This window comes from Ideonella sp., assembly GCF_036277275.1.
Lineage (GTDB): Bacteria > Pseudomonadota > Gammaproteobacteria > Burkholderiales > Burkholderiaceae_C > Ideonella.
In genome coordinates this window covers 1-18,259 of record NZ_DASUNH010000086.1, presented here as the reverse complement: position 1 = coordinate 18,259, position 18,259 = coordinate 1, and the positions used below count along the sequence as shown (strand labels likewise).

Sequence of the window (18,259 nt, the reverse complement as noted above, 5' to 3'; positions counted from 1 at the left end):
CCGGTCCCGTGCCCTGCCGACCCTCAACTGGAGAAAGCCCATGAGCACCCTGACCCGCATCGAACCGATCGACCAGATGTTGCCCGAGCTGTTTCGCCGCTTCGTGCGCCCCGCAACCTTCGAGAAGGACACGCCGGCGGACATCCGGATCGACGTGACCGAGAGCGACAAGGCCTACCAGGTCCGCGCCGAAATCCCGGGCGCCAAGAGAGAAGACATCCGCGTCGTGGTCGACGGCAACTACGTCTCCATCACCGCGCAGGTGCACAAGGAGAAGGAAGAATCGACCGACAGCCGGCTGCTGCTGAAAGAGACGTATGTCGGCAACCTCTCGCGCGGGTTCTCGCTGGCCAGCGACATCGACGAGAAGCGCGTTGTCGCCAGGCTCGAGGACGGCATCCTGAAGCTCACGCTGCCCAAGCGCGAAGGCGGTGGCAGCCGGCGGATCGAGGTCCAGTGACCGCCGGGCCCCGCCCTGGACGAAGCCCCGGCGGGCTTCAGGCCACCACGGCGGCGGTGTCCCTGGCGAACTCGTCGAAGGCGGCGAGCGCGCTGGCGCAGTACATCAGCGAAGGCCCGCCGCCCATGTAGACGGCGACCGCCAATGCCTCCTCGACTTCGGCCTTCGTCGCATCGAGCCGGACGAGCGCGCGTGCATGGAAGCCGATGCACGCGTCGCAATGAGCCGCCACGCCGAGCGCCAGCGCGATCAGCTCCTTGGTCTTGGCCGACAGCGCGCCGTCGGCCAGGCTGGCCTTGGCCAGTTCGCTGAAGCCTTTCATCACCGCGGGTTGATCGGTGCGCAGGGTTGAAAGTTGTGCTGAAACACCGCTCGTCAGCGCCTGGTAGGAGGTGAGTGTCATGGGCGCAGGATGCCCCGCCGCGACGCCTTGCGGCTTGACGAAGGTCAACGGCACGGTGATCACCCGGCAACGGAAACCTGCTTGCGGGCCTGACGCGCGGCGTCGCGTCGATCAGCAGCCGCTCAGGTGTTGCTGGCCGCCAGCACCTCGGCCATGTCGGTCAGGCCGGTCAGGGCCTTGTCGATGCCATCCTGCCGCAGCGTGACCATGCCGCCGGCCAGGGCCGCCGCATGCAGCGCCGATGCCGGGGCGCGGTGACGCACCAGCTCGCTCACCTGCTCGTCGGCCAGCATCAGCTCGTGCAGGCCCAGGCGGCCGTGATAGCCATGGCCCTCGCAGGCGGCACAGGCACCGGGCTTGAACAGCCGCACCTGCCCGGCCGCGTTGCCATGCCGGCCCCGCCACTGCGCGATCAATGCGGCGCGGGCCGTCGGGTTGTCGCCGGCGACACCGCTGCCCAGATACTGGCCGGCCAGTTCGTCCAGCGCGGCGTCCGACAGCACGTGCGGCATGCGGCAATGGGTGCACAGCCGCCGGACCAGGCGCTGCGCCAGGATGCCCAGCAGCGAATCGGAGAAGGTGAAAGGGTCGAGCCCGATCTCCAGCAGCCGGGTGATGCTCTCCGGCGCCGAGTTGGTGTGCAGCGTCGACAGCACCAGGTGGCCGGTCAGCGAGGCTTCGACGGCGATGCGTGCAGTCTCCTCGTCACGCATTTCGCCGATCATGATCACGTCAGGGTCGGCGCGCAGGAAGGTGCGCATCGCGGCAGCAAAGGTCCAGCCGATGCGCGGGTTCATCTGCACCTGCCGCAGGCCCTCCTGAGTGATCTCGACGGGATCCTCGGCCGTCCAGATCTTGCGCTGGGCGGTGTTCAGCTCGCGCATGACGGAATGCAGCGTGGTGGTCTTGCCGCAGCCCGTCGGCCCGCAGACGAGGATCAGGCCGTAGGGCTTGGTGGTGATCGTGCGCAGCGCGGCCAGGTTGCCCGGGCTCAGGCCGATGACGTCCAGCGGCATCGGCTTCAGGCTCGACAACAGACGCAGCACCACGTCCTCGAGCCCGCGGGTCGTGGGAACGGTGACCATGCGCAGCTCGATCGACGGCCCGCCGAAGCGGGCGAAGTCGATCTTGCCGTCTTGCGGCTTGCGGTGTTCGGAGATGTCGAGGTCGGCCATGATCTTCAGCCGGGCGACGACCGCAAAGCGCCAGCGTGCCGCCAGCTCCAGGTAGGGCTGCAGCTCACCGTCGATGCGCAGGCGGATGCGCGTGGGGCGGATGCCGTCGGCCGTCTCCACGTGGATGTCGGAGGCACGCAGCCGGATCGCATCGCTGATGACGGTGTTGACCAGGCGCACCAGCGTGTTGTCGGCCTCGGACACCACCGCGATGTCGCTCTCGCCGGGGCCCGCGTCGTGCACGGCCAGCTCGGCGGCCAGGGCGTGCACGTCGCGCTGCCCGAAGACATTGCCAGGCGGACCTTTGCTGCCCGGCCCCTGCTCATGCCCCCGCTCGTGCGCGCTGTCGCTGGCGTGTGGCGCGGCGTAGGCGCGCGCCACCGCCGGTGGCAGCGTGCCGGGAACGGCCAGCACCGGCAACACACGGCGCTCGCTGACAAAGCGCAACTCGTCGATCAGTGCGTGGTCCCAGGGGTCGGCCAGTGCGACGACCAGGGCATCGTCGCGCAGCAGCAGCGGCAACACGGTTTCGCGCATCGCCAGGCCCGGCGGCACGCGGGCCAGTGCCTCGGCCTGCGGTGTCAGGGTGCGCAGGTCCACCGTCGGCACCCCCAGCCAATCAGCCAGCACCGCATCGAGCTGGGCCGACGAGAGGGCACCCCGATCGACCATCAGTTGCCCGAGCAGACGGTGCGGCCGCTGGGCCGCCTGGTGCTGCAACGCCGCGATCAGGGTCTGGCGGTCGACCAGGCCCCGCTCGACCAGAGCCTCGCCCAGGTGGCGTGCCCGTGGGCCGGGTGCCGCGGTCAGCTGCGTCCACAACGTGTCCAGTGCGGTCTGCGTGCGCGCGCCGGCATGGCTGGTGGTCGGATGGGGCGCGGCAACAGCGGTATCGGTGGGCATGTTCTCTGGGCGTCGTGGCAACCCATTCATTGTCGAAAGGCACCGCCCAAACCGGCTGTGAACGAATCGGCAGCAGGCCCAACCGGTCTGGCCTACAGCGGCCTTTCGGCCGAGGGCCTGATCCACGTCAACGGTTTGTCTCTTGTGGCTCAAGTAGCGTGGTGGTCCGCCCCCGAGGGCCGGCCGCTGAACGCCCGCTTGACGGAGCGCAAGGGGCCGCACCGAGGCGGCCGCTACGGTGGCGATTCGCGGCAGCCCGCATCGGGAGGCCGACCCGAACCGCCAGGAGCCCTTCATCATGAGCATTGCCGAGATCTGCCAGCGTCATGTCATCACGGTCGATGCGACCGCCACGCTGCGCGAGGCTGCCACCCAGATGCGAGAGCATCACGTCGGCGCCCTGGTCGTCACTGCCGAGGCCGCAGGCCAGAACCAGGTCGTCGGGATCATCACCGACCGCGACCTCGCGATCGAAGTGCTGGCCCGAGACCTGTCGCCGGTCGACGTGCACGTGGCCCAGGTTGCCAGCAGACGGCTGGTCGCGGTGCCCACCAACGCCAGCCTGGGAGAGGCGGCGGCGATGATGAAGGACGCTGGCGTGCGCCGCCTGCTGGTCACCGGCGATGGCGGCCAGGTCGTCGGCTTCGTCACCGCCGACGACCTGCTCGACGCGCTGGCCGGGCCGTTGGGCAGCCTGGCCAGCGCCGTGCGCAGCGGCATCGCGCGTGAAACCAGCGAACGCTCCACGATCGCACCGCCGCAGTTCCGGCCCGCGTTCCTGCCGCACGGCACGCCGGGCATGCAAGAGCCCGTTCGCACCAGCCTGGGCCGCTGAAGGGGTCGCCCCTGGCACAGAAGGCTCGTCCGGCGAGCCTGCCAGGTTCAGCTGCGCGCCGGCTCCGATCAGCCCAGCGCCTTCACCAGGCGCACCTCGCCGTGCTCCTTGCCCTCGTCGTCGCCCCGGACGAAACCCAGGTCGGCGGCCAATGTCAGCATGGCGCGGTTTTCTCTCAGCACCCAACCGACCAGGCGCGGTGTGCCCGCGGCCTGCGCATGCCGGATCAGGTGGTCCATCAGCAGTCGCCCGAGCCCTTGGGTCTTCAGGTCGCTTCGCACGCTGATGGCGAATTCGGCCTCGGTGTTGTCCGGGTCGCGCACGGTGCGCGCGACGCCCAGTGTTTCAGGCTGCCCGTGTGCGTCGATCGCTTCGGCGATGAACGCCATCTCGCGGTCGTAGTCGATCTGCGTCAGGCGGGCGAGTTCGCTGCGCGGCAACTCGCGCCGGGTCTGGAAGATGCGCATGCGGATGTCTTCCGGGTCCAGCCTCTGGATGAAGCGCAGGTGCTGGGCTTCGTCTTCCGGGCGAATGGGCCGCAGCAAGACATCGCGACCGGACCACGTGACCACCTGTTCCCACTCGGTGGGGTACGGCCGGATCGCAAAGCGGTCGGCGCCGGCCATCGGCGCGGACGCCAGGCGGATGCGCGCATCCAGCGCCAGCACGCCCGTCTCGTCCGCCCACAGCGGGTTGATGTCGAGCTCGACCAGGTGTGGCAGGTCGGCCAGCATCTGCGACACCGCAATCAGCACATCGTGCAAGGCTTCGGCGTGGACCGGCGGATGGTCGCGAAAGCCCGCCAGCAGCCGGGCCACGCGCGTGCGCGACACCAGGTCGCGCGCCAGGCTGCGGTTCAACGGCGGCAGCGCCACGGCGCGGTCGGCCATCACCTCGACTGCCGTGCCTCCCTGGCCAAACAGGATCACCGGGCCGAACAGCGGGTCGATGCTGGCACCGACGATCAGCTCCTGCGCGTGCGGGCGGCGCGCCATCACCTGCACGCTGAAGCCGGTGATGCGGGCCTGCGGCCTCGCCTGGCGCACGGCATCGAGCATGTCGGCGGCCGCACGTTCGACGGTCGCCACGTCGGCCAGGCCCAGTCGCACGCCGCCGACGTCCGACTTGTGGGTGATGTCCGGCGAGACGATCTTCAGCGCGACCGGGAAGCCCACCTCGGTGGCACAGCGCGCTGCGTCGGCCGCATTCGGCGCCACGGTGACGGTGCGCACCACCGGCACGCCATAGGCGGCCAGCACGTCCTTGGCCTCGCCCTCGGTCAGCCACTCGCGCCCCTGCGCCCGGGCGGCGTCGACGCAGGCTCGCGCCTTGGCGTGGTCGGGCACCGGGTTCTCGCTGGCCGAAGGCGCTTCCATCAGCACCTCCTGGTTGCGGTGATACGTCTGCAGCATCGCGAAGGCGCGCACCGCCTCTTCCGGCGTTGGGTAGTCGGCCGCGCCGGCAGCTTCGAAGCAGGTGCGGGCTTCGGCCACTGCGGCGCTGCCCAACCAGCAACTCATGACGCGCCCAGGCGCTGCCAGCACCAGCGGGGCGCAGGCATGGGCGATGTCACTGCTGGGCACGATCGCGGTGGGCGAATGAAGGAACAGCACCGCCCCGGCAGACTCATCGGCCAGCAACGCTGTCAAGGTGGCGACATAACGCTCGACCGGCGCATCGCCGATGATGTCGAGCGGGTTGGCGCGTGACCAGTTGGACGGCAGCACGGCGTCGAGCCGCCGCACCAGCGCCGGGTCCAGCTCGGCCAGCGACACGTTGTTCATCGCGGCTGCGTCGGCGGCCATCACGCCGGCGCCGCCGCCGTTGGTCATGATGCTGAGCACCGGGCTGCGATTGCCGCGAAAGCGCGCCAGTGTCTCAGCGGCAGTGAACAAGTCTTGCAGTGTGTCCACGCGCAGCATGCCGGCGCGGCGCAGGGCCGCGTCGAACACGACGTCGGCCCCCGTCATCGCGCCGGTGTGCGACATGGCGGCCTTCACGCCGTTGCCGGCGCGACCCGCTTTCACGACGATCACCGGCTTGTTGCGCGCCGCCGCCCGCGCGGCCGACATGAACTTGCGCGGCGACTGCACCGATTCCATGTACAGCAGGATCGCTCGGGTGCGGGCGTCGCTGGCCAGGTAGTCCAGCAGGTCGCCGAAGTCCACATCGCAGTGTTCGCCAATCGACACCATGTGCGAGAAGCCGATCGCCCGGCCCTGGGCCCAGTCGAGCATCGCGGTGACCAGTGCGCCCGACTGCGACACGAAAGCCAGTTCGCCCGGCGCGGCACCGATGTGCGCGAAGCTGGCGTTCAGCCCGAGGTGCGGGCTCAGCAGCCCGATGCAATTGGGCCCCAGCAGCCTCAACAGATGCGGCCGGGCGGCGTCCAGCGCCGCCTGTTTCTGCGCTGCGCTCAAGCCGGCGGTGACGATGACGACGGCCCGCGTGCCCAGCGCCCCCAACTCGGCGATCAGCGTCGGAACGGTGGCAGGCGGCGTGCACAGCACGGCCAGATCCGGCGCCCCGGGCAGGTCGGCGGCGCAGCGGAACACCGGCACATCGTCCAGCGAGGTCCGCTTGGGGTTCACCGGGTAGAGCGTCCCCCGGAAGGTGGCTTTCAGGTTGTGCCAGACGGTGGCGCCCACGCTGCCGACCCGATCGGAGGCGCCGAACACCGCGACCGAAGTCGGGTTCAGCAAGTGGTCGAGATGGCGAATCGTCAAGGCAGTCTCCCGGCGTGGATCGCCATGATGGCCAAGGCCCTGCAAGCAGGCTTGATCAGGGTCAAGCCCGGCCGGCGCTCAACTGGCAGGCTACGCCTGTTGGCATTGAAGGCAGACTCATGCAGCTCGAATTCCTGGGGGCCACCGGCACGGTCACCGGCTCCAAGTACCTGGTGTCCGACGGCGAGCGGCAGCTGCTGGTCGATTGCGGGCTGTTCCAGGGCTTGAAGCAGCTGCGCTTGCGCAACTGGGCGGCCGTGCCGTTCCGTGCGTCGCAGGTCGACGCGGTGATGCTCACCCACGCCCACATCGACCACAGCGGCTTCATCCCGCGGTTGGTCAAGCTGGGGTTTCGGGGCCCGGTCTACTGCACGCCGGCGACCCAGGCCCTGTGCGAACTGCTGCTGCCTGATTCCGGCCGCCTGCAGGAGGAAGAGGCCGATTTCGCCAACCGCCACGGCCACTCTAAGCATTCACCGGCATTGCCGCTCTACACCGAAGAGGAGGCGCGCGCTTCGCTGGGGCGCTTCAAGCCCGTCGCCTTCGATGAGGACTTCGCGCCCTGGCAAGGCTGGTCGCTGCGGCTGCGGCTGCGGCCGGCCGGCCATATCCTCGGTGCCGCGAGCGTTCGTGTCAGCGCCGAAGGCCGCAGCATCCTGTTTTCGGGCGACCTGGGCCGCAGCGACGACCTGTTGATGAAATCACCCGCCCCACCCGACGATGCCGACGTGCTGGTGATCGAGTCGACTTACGGCGACCGTGCACACCGCGAGGGCGACGTGCTGACGGAGCTGGCCGCCGTCGTCAACCGCACCGCCGCGCGCGGCGGCGTGGTCGTGATCCCAGCCTTCGCAGTAGGCCGTGCGCAGACGCTGCTGCTGTGCATCGACCACCTCAAGCAGGCCCGCCGCATTCCGGACATGCCGGTGTACCTGAACAGCCCGATGGCCGCCGATGCCACACGCATCTACAGCCACTGCGCGGGTGAGCACCGGTTGTCGCCGGCGCAGTGCAACGCGCTGGGCCGAGCGGCCAAGATCGTCAACACGGTCGAAGAGTCCAAGCAGCTGAACCGGCTGACGTGGCCGTCGATCATCGTCTCGGCCAGCGGCATGGCCACCGGCGGGCGGGTGCTGCATCACCTGCGCGCGTACGCGCCCGACCCGCGTAACACCATCCTCTTCGCGGGCTACCAGGCGGCCGGCACGCGCGGCGCTTCCCTGGTGGGTGGCGCGAGCTCGGTCAAGATTTTCGGCGAGTACGTGCCGGTGCGCGCCGAAGTGGTCAACCTCGACATGCTGTCGGCCCACGCCGACAAGGAGCAACTGCTCGCCTGGGCCGGCGCGATGGCCCACGCGCCGAAGCAGGTCTACATCACGCACGGCGAACCGGTGGCGGCCGATGCGCTGCGCCTGGCGATAGAAGAGCGGCACGGCTGGCCCTGCGAGGTGCCGGAGTACCGGCAGATCGTGCAGTTGTAGCAACGCCGCCGTGGCCGGGCAGCGCGCGGATCGGAATGGCGACACAGGTGAACGAAATCGTCATCCAAGTTTCGAGAAATGAGGGACTTCAGCGACCTTCAACGTTAAACCACCGACATCGCCGGAACGTCAATGCCGCGCCCGACGAGGGGCCGGGTCCGCTACATCGGCCGCCTGCTCCGCGTCGCGTCGCCTGGCTGCACGCTGATCCAGCAGCCAGCGGATCTCCGCCGCCGTGCCGACGACGATCAGGTGCGGCGGCCGCCCGACGCCGGTGGGCATCTCCAGCACGAAGCCGTCGAAACCGGTGAATTTCTTCAGTTCGACCACGGCGAGCCGGACGGCCCGTTCGAGCTGCTGGTGGGTGTGCTTGTCTTCTTGCATGGGTGTCGTCATCGGGCTGTACAGAGATACAGACGCAAAATGGCGCCGAAATCAGACACTGCTGTAGTGGTTTTCGCGCCGAACCGCGACGCCAGGCTTACGCTTCGACCGTTCTCTTGTAATGAGCTGTAATGGATTGCCCCGGCAGCGGCAAGTTAGGCTGTGCCGAGGCTGGGCGGTTTCGCTGGTGTGGTGAACCACGCCACACGGCGGAAGTTGGTGCGACGAACCAAGACTCGGACGTTCGAATAACGCATTAGCTGTACACCCGAACGCCAATGAGCATGCGCCAGGCCTGCGGGCGGCGGGCCGGGTCCGCGCGGGTTCGTCAACAGGGAGACAACAATGAACCATGCCGACCTGGCAGTCGCCAGCGGGCGCCACCTTCAGCAACGCCTGCACGATGGCCTCGGGCAATGGCTGTCGCTGGCCGCGATACAGATCGACCAGGCCACCGCTGCCCCTGAGGTGGAGACCCTGCGCTGCGCGCGCGCCTTGCTGCGGGAGGCCCTGCAAGAGCTGCGCTCGCTGATCAGCAGCATCGACTTACCGGCGGTCGACCCGGCCGAGCCGGATCTTCCCGGCCGCCTCGACGCCTGTGTGCGCCGGTTGAACGCGCTGCAGGCGATTCCCGTCAGTTGCACGATCGAGGGCCTGCCGCTGCGCCTGTCTGCGCAGGCCTGCGAAGTCCTTCTGGGGGCCACGCGCGAGCTTCTCGTCAATGCCTGCAAGCATGGGGAGGCGGTGGGCGTCGACGCCCGGCTGTCGATCCTGCCGCATCGACTGAGCATCACCGTGACGGAGCGCTGCAGCGCCGCTGCGAGCCCTGCCTGGCGCCGGGCGCCGGGCCCCGGCCAGGGCATGGGGCTGCGGTCCACGCGGCAAGGGTTGAGCCTGATCGGCGCGCGCCTGCGCTGGCGCAACAGCGGGCCGGGCGGCGTGCAGGCCCGCATCAGCTGGGTGCCACCGCAATGAAGATCCGGGTCATCGTTGCCGACGATCACCATTGCGTTCGGGAAGGCCTGGTCGCGCTGCTGCAGCGCGAAAGCGATATCGAGGTGGTCGCGCAAGCGCGCGACGGCATGGAGCTGGTGCGCCTGGCACGCGATTGGCAGCCCGATGTGCTGCTGGTGGACCTGTTCATGCCGTGCATGAACGGCATCGAGGCGATCCGTCGCCTGCGCAGCGAGCCGCTGGCCTGCCGCTCGCTGTGCCTGAGCATGCAATCAGACCCGCGACAGGTGCAGGCGGCACTGGACGCCGGAGCCAGCGGCTTCGTGCTGAAGGACAACTCGTTCGACGAGCTCGCGCGCGGCGTGCGTCGCGTGCATGCAGGCCAACTGTTCCTCAGCGGCGAACTGGTCGGCCACGTCCTGGCCCAGGGCGGCGCCGCACCGGCCGCCGACCCGACGGTGCAGCGGCTCACCCCACGCGAGCGACAAATGGTGCAGTTGCTGGCCGAGGGCTTCTCGACCCAGCAGATCGCCGATCAGTTGAACGTCAGCGCCAAGACCGTCGCCACGCACCGCGAACACGTCTTCGCCAAGCTGAGGATCCAGGGCATCGCACAGCTGACGCGCTATGCCCTGCGCGCCGGGCTCAGCACGCTCGAAGCGCGAGGGCCCTGATCACCTTTCGCGTTCGTCGCTGACGCACCTGGGCTTGCCTCTCCCGCAGGCCATTGGCCGCAGCGGACGGCCCATCACTCGACCTTGGCGAAACCAACCACCTGGTTCTTGCCGAAGTGCTTCGCGCACTTCGGACAGGTGGCGTAGAAGAAGTACAGCTTCTGCAGGGTTCGCCCGTGTGCCTCCACGTGCGCTTCCATCTGCCGGACCCACTGACCGAAGTCGCGATAGGGGCCGGTGAACACCTTTGTCAGGAACTTGCCCGACAGGTACTCCATGCGCATGTTCGGCACGTCGCGGTCAGTGGCCAGGTAGATGTCGGAGCCCCAGGGCGACACCTCGTCGACCAGCCACAGCGGCTCCTGCGCGTAGGCTTGTGCCTGTTCGAGTGCGGCATGGTCGCGTGCCATGACCGAGCCGAAGTTCAGTGGCAGGTGGAGGAACTCGCGGATGTGGTCCTTGACGAAGGGCTTGTCCTTCCAGACGAATTCCTGGTTGTCCCAGCGTGCTTCGTCCAGCCTCGCGCAGCAACCCGTTTCCCTGTTGTCGTATGTGGTCTCGGCCATCTTCATCGCTGACTCCTGCAAAAAACCGCGACGAACCAGTCTGACCGCGGCCCCCACAGATGCATTGATCCCGCGCAAGTTGCCTGCGTGCCGATCACATGCGGCGAGCGTCTCACCGACAACGGCGCGTTCGGCGAAGTGACGGGTTGCAGGCCAGCGTGGTGCGACTCCCCGCCGCCGCCACCGGGTTCACCCTCTCGGCATTTTTCTGATCAGCAGATTTCTGAGCTCAAATCAGCCGGCGGACGATAGGCGCAGCGACGCGCCGGGCCTAACGTGGCGAGCGTGTCCACCCTGCCCTTCACGCCATGATCGACGCCGCCTTGGGCCTGATGGCCGGGCAGCTCAACGAGCATCTGCGCCGACGCTTCCAGCTCAGCGAAGACCTTGCGGTGCTGTCGAACCTGCTGGAGCAGAACGGCGCGCTGGTGCCGCTCGTGGCCAACAAGCTGGTGCTGTTCCTGGCCGGGGTGGAGCGCGACACCATCGCCCACCGGGCCCAGGGCGCTCCGCTGGGGCTTCATGCGCAGCAATTGGTCACCAACGCACCCGTCTACCTGAACCTGCTGGTGATGTGCGCCGCCAATTTCAGCGGCGGCAACTATCCCGAGGCGCTGAAGTTCCTGTCCAGCGCCATCGCCTTCTTTCAATCGCACCAGGTGCTGGATCAGCACACGGCCCCCGGGCCGGACTCGGCGCTGGGTCGCTTGGTGCTCTCGATCGAGAACCTCAGCAGCTCAGAGATGCACAGCCTGTGGGGCATCCACAGCGGGCGCTATCTGCCCTCGGTGCTGTACCGCGTACGCATGATCGGGCTGGACGGCGAGCAGATCACAGGGCGCGACCAGCGCGTGCGGACCGTCGACTCGGGCGCCGCGCCGCGGAGCCTGTCATGAGCCCGCAGAGCAGCCTCAAGGGCGAATTCCCCCGCGGGGGGACGGCGCGTAGCGCCGAGGGGGCCTCGTGAACACGCTGAAGCTGCGCCTGCTCGCCCACGTGGAGACACGCCACGACTACTTCGTGGACGGCCGATGCCGCGCGATGCGCTTCGAGCCCACGCTGCGCTGCCGAGAACTCATCCAGAAGTTCGAGCTCGTGCTGCGCACCAACGACCACAGCCTCAGTCTGCACGCACCCGAGCACCGGCTGGATGTCTTGTGGGACGAGGCACACGTTGAACCGCCGCCGCTGATGCTGAGCTTCAAGGTGAGCAGCCTCGACCCCGCTTTCGCCTACTACACCGAAGACACCGAGGCGCAGACCCTGCGCATCGCACTGGGCGATGCCGCTGACGAGGCCACCTGGCTTGACGGCTTGGGCCAGCACTCGACGCTGCAGTGGCGCAGCCGCCAGAGCATCTGGTGCTACTGGCTGCTGGGCGAGTGGGAAGAGAAGGTGCTGGCCATTGTCGACACCCAAGGTGCGCGCGAATTCGACGCGTTGGGCCTCACCCCGCTGGACACGGCCGAGATGCGCCGGGCCCATTGTTTCCGTTCACGCGCGCCGCTGGCTCTGTCCGAGCGCGCGCCCACCGGCTTGCAGCTGCGCGCGGGGCATTCCGCAGCGGCAACCCGGGTTGTCGTGTCCCAGCTGCCGGCTCCGCGGCCGACGGCGCTTCAGTACGAGAGCGGGCCGAATGGCCGGCAGGCCGTCTCGGAAATTTTCGTCAGCCGCTGACCCACACAGGAGAAACCGATGGGTGTCATGAAAACTCCGGGCGTCTACATCGTCGAGAAGAACGCCTTCCCCAACTCCGTGGTCGAAGTGGCCACGGCCGTGCCCGCCTTCGTCGGTCATACCGAATGGGCAGACAACCACAACACGCCGTTGAGCATGCGGCCCTGGCCGCTCAGCTCGATGGCCGAGTACCACCAGTATTTCGGCGGGCCGCCCAAGCCGCGCTTCAGCCTGGCCGAGCTGAGCGACCTGCAAGACGCCCAGTTCCAGGCCCTGAGCGAGCCCGACAAGCCGGCCAGCAAGAAGGGCTACCGGCTGGCCCAGGTCAAGGGCAGCGCCGGCGGCGACTATGGCCTCTACAACGCGCTGCGCCACTTCTTCCAGAACGGCGGCGGACGCTGCTACGTGGTCTCGATCGGCAACTACACGCAGGAGCTGGACCCGGAGCTGTTCCAGAAAGGCATCGACGCGCTGAAGAAGGAGCAGGAGCCGACGATGCTGCTGGTGCCCGAGGCGGTGCGCTTCAGCGACGCCGACACCTGCAAGGACATCCAGCAGGGCATGCTCAACCACTGCGGCTACGAAATGAAGAACCGCGTCGCCATCCTCGACGTGTGGAACGGCGACAAGCCGCGCGAGTTTCCACTGGGCGATCCGGTGGCCGCCTTCCGCGACAGCCTGGGCATCAACTTCCTGGACTTCGCCGCCGCTTACTACCCGTGGCTCAACACCTCGGTGGTCGGCGAGAAGGAGATCGACTACACGAACATCGATGCCGGCAGCCTCGACCTGCTGCAGAAGCTGCTGCGGGCCGAGCTGAACCTGCCCGACACGGTGGACGCAACCACCAAGTCGCATGTGCGGGCGATGTACGAGGAAGTCGCCAAGCTGAAGACCGACTTCACGCCGGTCGTCGTGGCCGATGCGCGCAAGCAGCGTGACGACGCCGCCGCCAAGGCTGCGCGGGCCAAGGTCGTGAGCGACGGCAAGGAAGCGAAGAAGAGCGACGCCGACATCGAGGCCGACCTGAAGGCTTTCGACGACGCGCAGAAGACCGCCGCCGCCGACCGCGCCACTGCCTACGACACGGCGCGCCAGGCTTTCATCGCGGATTTCGTCGCCAAGGCCAAGGCCGCCGACACCGCGCTCAGCGACGACGACGCGGCCGCGCAGGCCGAGGCCGCCGCGAACGAGGTCTGGGAGGCCGGCTACGACAACCCGCTGAACAGCGATGCGCTGGCCACTGGCGTGAAGGCCCGTCGCGACCTGCTGAACAAGACGCTGGCCGGCGCCAGCCTGGTCTACAAGGCCGTGCTCACCGAGGTGCGCCGCCAGCTGAACGTGATGCCGCCCAGCAGCGCGATGGCCGGTGTCTACACGATGGTCGACAACACCCGCGGGGTCTGGAAGGCGCCGGCCAACGTGAGCCTGAACGGTGTCATCTCGCCGACTGTCAGCATCTCGGCCGAGCAGCAGGAAGACCTGAACGTCAGCGCGCAGGGCAAATCTATCAATGCGATCCGCAGTTTCATTGGCGAAGGTGTGCTGGTGTGGGGGGCGCGCACGTTGGATGGCAACAGCCTGGACTGGCGCTACATCAACGTGCGCCGCACGATGATCATGCTGGAAGAGAGCTGCCGGCTGGCGGCCAAGGCGATGGTGTTCGAGCCGAACACGGCCAACACCTGGGTCACGATCAAAAGCATGATCAACAACTTCCTGACCAGCGTCTGGAAGCGTGGCGGGCTGATGGGGGCGGTGCCCGAGGACGCGTTCTCGGTGTTCGTGGGCCTGGGCGAAACGATGACGCCCAACGATGTGCTCGAAGGGATCTTGCGTGTGACGGTGCTGGTCGCGATGGTGCGGCCGGCCGAGTTCATCGAGATCACCTTCCAGCAGCAGATGCCCAAGTCGGGTTGAACTGACCGACGCTGATCTCCCCTCTTTGACTCATCGCAACGCGCGGGCCCGCCTGGCGCCCGCCCTGCACCGGTCTCACCACGCAATGGAGCACTGAAATGGCCGACGACGGTTCCAAACAATCCACCACAGTGTGGCCCCTGCCCAAGTTCTACTTCCAGGTGAAGTGGGACTCTGCCGTGTTGTCGTTCGAGGAGGTCTCCGGCCTGGACGTCGAAGCCCAGCCGATCGAGTACCGCCACGGCGACAGCCCGGTGTTCTCCGCCATCAAGATGCCGGGGCTGAAGAAGTACGGCAACGTCACGATGAAGAAGGGCGTCTTCAAATCGGACAACAAGTTCTGGGACTGGTTCAACCAGATCAAGATGAACACCGTCAAGCGCGTGCCGGTGACCATCAGCCTGCTCGACGAGGAAGGCAAGCCGACGATGGTGTGGACGCTGACCAACGCCTGGCCGACCAAGATCACCGGCACCGACCTGAAGGCCGAGGGCAACGAGGTGGCGGTCGAAACCATCGAGGTCGCGCACGAAGGCCTGACCATCGCCAACGCCTGACGCCACGATGGCCACCGCTGTCCCCGCCTGGATGAAAGGCAGCCCGGCCTTCGAAGCCGACGCACCGCCGGCCGAGATGCCGGTGGCCTTCGCCTTCAAGGTCGAGTTCCTGAACCTGCCGTCACAAAGCGGCGCGCTGCAGTGCAGCTTCAAGGAAGTCTCCGGCATGCAGCAAAGCCTGGAGACCGAAGACGTGCCCGAGGGCGGCGAGAACCGCTTCGTGCACCAGTTGCCCACCCGCGCCAAACCGGGCCGCCTGCTGCTCAAGCGTGGCCTGATCGAACGCGGCTCGGCCTTGATGGACTGGTGCAGCGATGTGCTCACGGGCGGCCTGGACCAGCGCATCCAGCTGGCGGACGTGAAGGTGCAGCTGTTCGACGCGGAGAACCTGCCGCTGATGGTGTGGACCTGCAACGCGGCCTACCCGGTGCGCTGGACGCTCGACAGCCTCGAGTCGACCAAGAACGAGGCCGCGATCGAAGAGATCGAGCTGGCCTACCGCAACTGCGTGAGCACGACATGAGCCTGGAAGTCCGACAACTGGTGCTGCGCGCCAGCGTGCAAGACGAGCCCGACGACGACGAGGACGACGATGAGGAAGCGGGCGCTGCGGCCAAGAAGGCCACGTCCTGCGGCGGCGGTGAAGAAGACCCGTGCGAAGACAAGGAAGCACTCAAGGAAGAGATCCTCGCAGCCTGCCGCGCCCTGCTGCGCGAAGAACTGCGCGCGCTGAGAGAGCGCTGAGCACCGAGCGCGAAGGCAGTCCTGACCATGGCCAAGCAACCTCTTTCCATCACCTCGATCGAGTCGGGATCGAACGGCTCGACGTACAAGCTGTTGATCAATCCGGCCGAGTTCAGCCACGAATACAGCATTTGCTACAACACCAAGCGCACGCTCGGGCAGACGAGCAACCCGGTGCGCTTCAGCGCGGTCAACCCCGACAAGATCAGCTTCAGCATCGTCTTCGACGGCACCGGCACGGTGCCGCCGCAAGCCGGCACCCCGGTGGAGGTGGCGGATCAGATCGAGGCGCTCAATGCCGTCGTCTACAACTACGACAGCGAGTACCACGAGCCCAACCGGGTGCAGATCCTCTGGGGCACGCTGAGCTTCGACGGGCGGCTGCAGTCGATGTCGGTGAACTACACGCTCTTCCGGTCCAGCGGGGCCCCGCTTCGGGCCCGGGCCGAGTTGTCGTTCCTGGGCTCGGTCAAGACGGACGAGGCCCTGCTGGCGGCCAACCGCTCGTCGCCCGACCTCAGCCACTCGGTGCTGGTGGTCGAGGGCGACACGCTGCCGCTGCTGTGCCAACGCGTCTACGGCGACAGCCGCTACTACCCCGAAGTGGCGGCCTTCAACGGGCTGCGCGAGTTCCGCCGCCTGCAGCCCGGCGCGCGACTGCACTTTCCGCCGCTGAGGTAACGCGCGATGCCCGCCTCTCCAGAAACCGGCAGCGATGGTGCGCTGCGCGTCACGCTCAGCTGCGATGGCGCCGACCAGAACGAGCTGCCGATCGTGTCGGTCACCGTGCGCCACGCACTCAACGCCGTCTCGTGGGCCCGCCTCGTGATCATTGACGGCGACATGCCCCAGGGCAAGGTGCCCTTGAGCGACGGCAACCTGTTCAAGCCGGGCGCAGCCATCGTCGTCAAGGCGGGCTACGGCGACGACGAAGCCGAGCTGTTCAGCGGCATCGTGGTGCGCCACGGCTTCAAGATCAGCGGCAACAACTACAGCCGGCTCGAGGTGGAGTGCCGCCACACCGCCTGCAAGATGACGCTGGGCCGGCGCAGCGCGCACTACGTCGACCAGAGCGACAGCGCGGTGATCGAATCGCTGATCAGCCGCGCCGGCCTCTCGGCCGACGTGACCAGCACCTCGGTCACCCACAAAGAGCTGGTGCAGCACGACTGCACCGACTGGGACTTCATGCTCGCCCGCGCCGATGCAATGGGCCTGGTGGTGCAGTGCGCCGACGGCAAGCTCGGCGTCAAGGCGCCCGACTTCAGCACCGCCGCGGCGCTGAGCGTGACCTGGGGCGCCGACCTGGTCGACTTCGCCGCCGACATCGACGCCCGCCAACAGTGGAAGTCGGTGCAGGCCAATTCATGGAGCCCGGCGCAGCAGGGCCTGCTGCAAAGCGCGAGCGCCGCCCCGCTGGCGGGCAACACGCAAGGCAACCTCGACGGCAGCACGTTGGCCGCCGTGGCCTCGCCCGCCACCCGGGCGCTGCAGAGCTGCGCCCCGCAGACCAAGGACGTGCTCGACGCCTGGGCCAAGGCGGCGCAGCTCAAGGCCACGCTGGCCCGTGTGCGCGGCCACCTCAGCTTCCAGGGCAGTGCCAAGGCGCTGCCGGGCAGCCTGCTGACCGTGGCGGGCGTGGGTGAGCGCTTCAGCGGCGACGTCTTCCTGAGCGCCGTGCAGCACGAGATCACCGATGGCAACTGGCTGTGCCACGCCGAATTCGGCCTGCCGCCCGATTGGCACATGGAGCGACCCGACGTGCAGGCGCCCGCCAACGCCGGGCTGGTGCCGGGCATCCGCGGCCTGCACATCGGCGTCGTGATGAAGCTCGACGAAGACCCCGAAGGCGAGCAGCGCGTGCAGGTCAAGCTGCCCTACCTGCAGGTCGAAACGCCCGGCATCTGGGCCCGGCTGGCGCAGGCCCATGCCTCCAGCGGCTTCGGCCACTTCTTCGTGCCCGAGGTGGGCGACGAGGTGGTGCTCGGATTCTTCAACGACGACCCTGGCCACCCGGTGATCCTGGGCAGCCTGTACAGCAGCAGCCGCACGCCGCCCTACGCACTGGAGGCCGAGAACAACACCAAGGCCATCGTGACCCGCTGCAAGCACCGCATCGAGTTCAACGAGAAGGACAAGATCATCACGATCGAGACACCGTCCAAGAACACGCTGGTGCTCGACGACAAGGACAAGAGCGTGCTGCTGAAGGACCAGAACGGCAACAGCGTGAAGCTATCGAGCGCCGGCATCGCGCTGGACAGCCCGAAGGACATCAAGCTGACCGCGCAGGGCGGCATCACGCTGACCGCCACCACCGGCATGAAGCTCGATTGCCAGGCCGACATCCAGGCCCAGGGCCTGAACATCACCGCGCAGGCCCAGGTCGGCTTCACCGGCAAGGGATCGGCCACCGCCGAGCTGTCGGCCGCCGGGCAGACCACCGTCAAGGGTGCGCTGGTGATGATCAATTGACCGCCCCCTTGCCACACAACGAGGACGCACCATGCCCCCCGCCGCCCGCCTGACCGACATGCACGTCTGCCCGATGCAGACGCCCGGCTTGCCGCCGATCCCGCACGTCGGCGGGCCGGTGATCGGCCCCGGCGTGCCGACGGTGCTGATCGGCAAGATCCCGGCCGCGGTCGTCGGCGACAACGCGGTCTGCGTCGGCCCGCCGGACGTGATCGTCAAGGGCTCGACCACGGTGCTGATCGGCAAGAAGCCGGCCGCCCGCATCGGCGACCCCACCGGCCACGGCGGCAACATCGTGCTCGGCCTGCCCACCGTGCTGATTGGC

Annotated in this window: 19 protein-coding genes; 14 read left to right on the top strand and 5 right to left on the bottom strand. The window is 67.9% G+C overall.

The genetic code is table 11. From position 1 onward, the window contains the following. The first annotated feature begins 40 nt into the window (after positions 1-40). Positions 41-460 (top strand): Hsp20/alpha crystallin family protein, encoded by a 420-nt coding sequence (locus VFY73_RS14815; RefSeq protein WP_329720030.1) that lies wholly within the window; start codon positions 41-43, stop codon positions 458-460. 37 nt (positions 461-497) lie between these two features. Here the strand turns inward: VFY73_RS14815 and VFY73_RS14810 are convergent, their stop codons facing one another. Both VFY73_RS14810 and VFY73_RS14805 read right to left on the bottom strand, forming a co-directional pair. After that, a complete protein-coding gene (locus VFY73_RS14810; RefSeq protein WP_329720066.1) occupies positions 498-863 on the bottom strand; it encodes a carboxymuconolactone decarboxylase family protein in 366 nt (121 codons plus the stop codon). 122 nt (positions 864-985) lie between these two features. Then, a complete protein-coding gene (locus VFY73_RS14805; RefSeq protein ID WP_329720028.1) occupies positions 986-2,941 on the bottom strand; it encodes a GspE/PulE family protein in 1,956 nt (651 codons plus the stop codon). 298 nt (positions 2,942-3,239) lie between these two features. On the opposite strand from VFY73_RS14805, the gene VFY73_RS14800 reads away from it, so the two are divergent. Continuing rightward, positions 3,240-3,776, top strand: coding sequence for a CBS domain-containing protein (locus VFY73_RS14800; protein WP_329720027.1), 537 nt, complete (start codon positions 3,240-3,242; stop codon positions 3,774-3,776). 68 nt (positions 3,777-3,844) lie between these two features. Here the strand turns inward: VFY73_RS14800 and VFY73_RS14795 are convergent, their stop codons facing one another. Next, a complete protein-coding gene (locus VFY73_RS14795; protein ID WP_329720025.1) occupies positions 3,845-6,502 on the bottom strand; it encodes a GNAT family N-acetyltransferase in 2,658 nt (885 codons plus the stop codon). A 119-nt stretch (positions 6,503-6,621) separates the two neighbouring features. Here VFY73_RS14795 and VFY73_RS14790 point away from each other — a divergent pair, with 119 nt between their 5' ends. Next, the gene (locus tag VFY73_RS14790) at positions 6,622-7,983 is read left to right on the top strand and encodes an MBL fold metallo-hydrolase (protein WP_329720023.1); all 1,362 of its coding nucleotides are present in this window, start codon (positions 6,622-6,624) and stop codon (positions 7,981-7,983) included. Positions 7,984-8,112: 129 nt separating this feature from the next. Here the strand turns inward: VFY73_RS14790 and VFY73_RS14785 are convergent, their stop codons facing one another. Beyond that, the gene (locus VFY73_RS14785; RefSeq protein ID WP_329720021.1) at positions 8,113-8,367 is read right to left on the bottom strand and encodes a hypothetical protein; all 255 of its coding nucleotides are present in this window, start codon (positions 8,365-8,367) and stop codon (positions 8,113-8,115) included. A 345-nt stretch (positions 8,368-8,712) separates the two neighbouring features. On the opposite strand from VFY73_RS14785, the gene VFY73_RS14780 reads away from it, so the two are divergent. Both VFY73_RS14780 and VFY73_RS14775 read left to right on the top strand, forming a co-directional pair. Continuing rightward, a complete protein-coding gene (locus VFY73_RS14780) occupies positions 8,713-9,342 on the top strand; it encodes a sensor histidine kinase (RefSeq protein WP_329720019.1) in 630 nt (209 codons plus the stop codon). Beyond that, positions 9,339-9,995, top strand: coding sequence for a response regulator transcription factor (locus VFY73_RS14775; protein WP_329720017.1), 657 nt, complete (start codon positions 9,339-9,341; stop codon positions 9,993-9,995). Before VFY73_RS14780 ends, VFY73_RS14775 begins: the two co-directional genes overlap by 4 nt. 74 nt (positions 9,996-10,069) lie before the next feature. On the opposite strand, the gene VFY73_RS14770 is transcribed toward VFY73_RS14775, so the two are convergent. Beyond that, positions 10,070-10,567, bottom strand: a complete 498-nt coding sequence (locus VFY73_RS14770) for a hydrolase (RefSeq protein WP_329720015.1) — start codon at positions 10,565-10,567, stop codon at positions 10,070-10,072. A gap of 302 nt (positions 10,568-10,869) precedes the next feature. On the opposite strand from VFY73_RS14770, the gene VFY73_RS14765 reads away from it, so the two are divergent. From VFY73_RS14765 to VFY73_RS14725, 9 genes are all read left to right on the top strand, one after another. Beyond that, the gene (locus VFY73_RS14765; RefSeq protein WP_329720013.1) at positions 10,870-11,457 is read left to right on the top strand and encodes a DUF4255 domain-containing protein; all 588 of its coding nucleotides are present in this window, start codon (positions 10,870-10,872) and stop codon (positions 11,455-11,457) included. 67 nt (positions 11,458-11,524) lie between these two features. After that, on the top strand, positions 11,525-12,238 hold the full coding sequence (locus VFY73_RS14760) for a hypothetical protein (RefSeq protein ID WP_329720011.1): 714 nt from the start codon (positions 11,525-11,527) through the stop codon (positions 12,236-12,238). Between the two features lie 18 nt (positions 12,239-12,256). Then, a complete protein-coding gene (locus VFY73_RS14755; protein WP_329720009.1) occupies positions 12,257-14,158 on the top strand; it encodes a phage tail sheath family protein in 1,902 nt (633 codons plus the stop codon). A 98-nt stretch (positions 14,159-14,256) separates the two neighbouring features. Further along, entirely contained in the window at positions 14,257-14,715 is a 459-nt protein-coding gene (locus VFY73_RS14750; RefSeq protein ID WP_329720007.1) for a phage tail protein, read from the top strand. 7 nt (positions 14,716-14,722) lie between these two features. After that, positions 14,723-15,238: a phage tail protein gene (locus VFY73_RS14745; RefSeq protein WP_329720005.1), complete on the top strand. Its 516-nt coding sequence runs from the start codon at positions 14,723-14,725 to the stop codon at positions 15,236-15,238. Next, complete coding sequence (locus VFY73_RS14740) at positions 15,235-15,459, top strand: DUF5908 family protein (protein WP_329720003.1); 225 nt, start codon at positions 15,235-15,237, stop codon at positions 15,457-15,459. The genes VFY73_RS14745 and VFY73_RS14740 overlap by 4 nt, the downstream gene beginning before the upstream one ends. Before the next feature lie 27 nt (positions 15,460-15,486). After that, positions 15,487-16,140 (top strand): peptidoglycan-binding protein, encoded by a 654-nt coding sequence (locus VFY73_RS14735; protein WP_329720001.1) that lies wholly within the window; start codon positions 15,487-15,489, stop codon positions 16,138-16,140. A 6-nt stretch (positions 16,141-16,146) separates the two neighbouring features. Beyond that, positions 16,147-17,934 (top strand): type VI secretion system tip protein VgrG, encoded by a 1,788-nt coding sequence (gene vgrG / locus VFY73_RS14730; protein ID WP_329719999.1) that lies wholly within the window; start codon positions 16,147-16,149, stop codon positions 17,932-17,934. A 31-nt stretch (positions 17,935-17,965) separates the two neighbouring features. Next, on the top strand, positions 17,966-18,259 hold a 294-nt coding region (locus VFY73_RS14725; RefSeq protein ID WP_329719997.1), incomplete at its 3' end, for a PAAR domain-containing protein.